This is a genomic window from Corallococcus sp. 4LFB, from assembly GCF_046520365.1.
Classification (GTDB): Bacteria; Myxococcota; Myxococcia; order Myxococcales; family Myxococcaceae; genus Corallococcus; species Corallococcus caeni.
The window spans coordinates 1-1,849 of the sequence record NZ_JBKGHJ010000896.1 but is presented as its reverse complement, the minus strand read 5'-3'; the positions used below and the strand labels follow the sequence as shown (position 1 = coordinate 1,849).

Annotated in this window: 1 protein-coding gene and 1 pseudogene; both read left to right on the top strand. The window is 70.2% G+C overall.

Features of this window, described 5'->3' with window-relative positions; all coding sequences use genetic code 11:
• Positions 1-55: 55 nt before the first annotated feature.
• Positions 56-1,251, top strand: a pseudogene (locus ACLEQD_RS42505) (condensation domain-containing protein); the annotation flags it as partial.
• A gap of 30 nt (positions 1,252-1,281) precedes the next feature.
• On the top strand, positions 1,282-1,849 hold a 568-nt coding region (locus tag ACLEQD_RS42500), incomplete at its 3' end, for an AMP-binding protein (RefSeq protein WP_410391669.1).

The following is a 1,849-nucleotide window of genomic DNA, read 5'->3' as shown; positions in this document are numbered from 1 at the left end:
GCAGCAGCGGCTGTGGTTCATCGACCAGCTGGAGCCGGGCAGCCCGCTCTACAACGTGCCGACGGTGGTGCGGCTGGAGGGCGACCTGGACGCCTCGGCGCTGGAGCAGGCCCTGCACGGGGTCGTGCGCCGGCATGAAGCCCTGCGCACGACGTTCGAAGAGGAAGCGGGCCAGCCGGTCCAGCGCATCCACGCGTCCGTGGACGTGCCGCTGCGCCTCGTGGACCTGGGGGCGTCTGGAGCGGCAACGGAGGAGGAGGTCCAGCACCGGGTGATGGAGGAGATGGCCCGGCCCTTCGACCTGATGCGGGGCCCGCTCCTGCGCGCGCTGTTGCTGCGCCTGGACGCGCGCGACCACGTGCTCGTCGTCACGATGCACCACTCCGTCTCCGACGGCTGGTCCGTAGGAGTCCTGCTCCGGGAGCTCGTCGCGCTGTACGTCGCGCTGTCACGGGGGCTGGCGGCGAGCCTGCCTCCGCTGCCGGTGCAGTACGCGGACTACGCGGCCTGGCAGCGGGACTGGCTGCGGGATGAGACGCTTCAGCGCGAAGTGGACTACTGGAAGCGGTCGCTCACGGGGCGCCGCCGGTGCTGCAGCTGCCCACGGACCGCCCGCGTCCGGCGGTGCGCACCAACGCCGGCACGACGCTGGGCTTCATGCTGTCCCCGGAGCTGTCGCACGGGCTGAGCGCGCTCGCCCAGAAGGAGGGCGTGTCGCTGTTCATGGTGCTGCTGGCGGGATGGCAGGTGCTGCTGTCGCGCTACTCGGGGCAGACGGACATCAGCGTGGGTTCGCCCATCGCGGGCCGCACGCGCGCGGAGGTGGAGGGCCTCATCGGCTTCTTCGTGAACACGCTGGTGCTGCGCGCGCAGGTGGAGGGGGACCAGTCCTTCCGGGCGTTGCTCGCGCAGGTGCGGGAGACGGTGCTGGGCGCGTACGAGCATCAGGACGTGCCCTTCGAGAAGCTGGTGGAAGCGCTCCACCCGGAGCGCAGCCTCAGCCACACGCCGCTGTTCCAATCGCTGATGTCGCTCCAGAACGTGCCGATGGATGAGGCCCAGCTTCCGGGGCTGGTACTCAAGCCCCTGGCGCTGGAAGGCCGCACATCGAAGTTCGATGTGAGCCTCTTCTTCACGGAGACGCCGCAGGGGCTGAGTGGATCGGTGGAGTACAGCACCGACCTGTTCGAAGCAGAGACGGTGCGCCGGATGGTGGAGCACTTGAAGGTGCTGCTGGAAGGCGTGGTGGCGAAGCCGGAGGTGGCGGTGGGCCGGCTGCCCATGCTCACGCCCGTGGAGCGCCAGCAGGTGCTGGTGACGTGGAACCAGTCGCAGGCGGAGTACGCGCGCGACGCGACGATTCCGCACCTCTTCGAGGCGCAGGCGAAGCGCACCCCGGAAGCCGTGGCGGTGGTGAGCGGCAAGCAGCGGCTGACGTACCGGGAGGTGGAGGCAAAGGCGAACCAACTGGCGCACCGGCTGCGCAAGCTGGGCGTGGGCCCGGAGTCGCGAGTCGGCCTGTGCGTGGAGCGCACCGCGGACGTGGTGGTGGGGACGCTGGGCATCCTGAAGGCGGGCGGCGCGTACGTGCCGCTAGACCCGAGCTACCCGAAGGAGCGGCTGGGCTGGCTGTTGGAAGACGCCCAGGGCCCTGCGCTGGTGGCGCACTCGCACCTCTTGGAGTCGTTGCCCCCCTTCACCGCACAGGCCGTCTGCCTGGACCGTGAGGAGGGGTGGGCGGAGGAGTCGTGCTGCCCGGTGACGTCGGAGGTGCGTCCGGAAAACGTGGCGTATCTCATCTACACGTCGGGAAGCACGGGCCGTCCGAAGGGCGTGGCGGTGACGCACC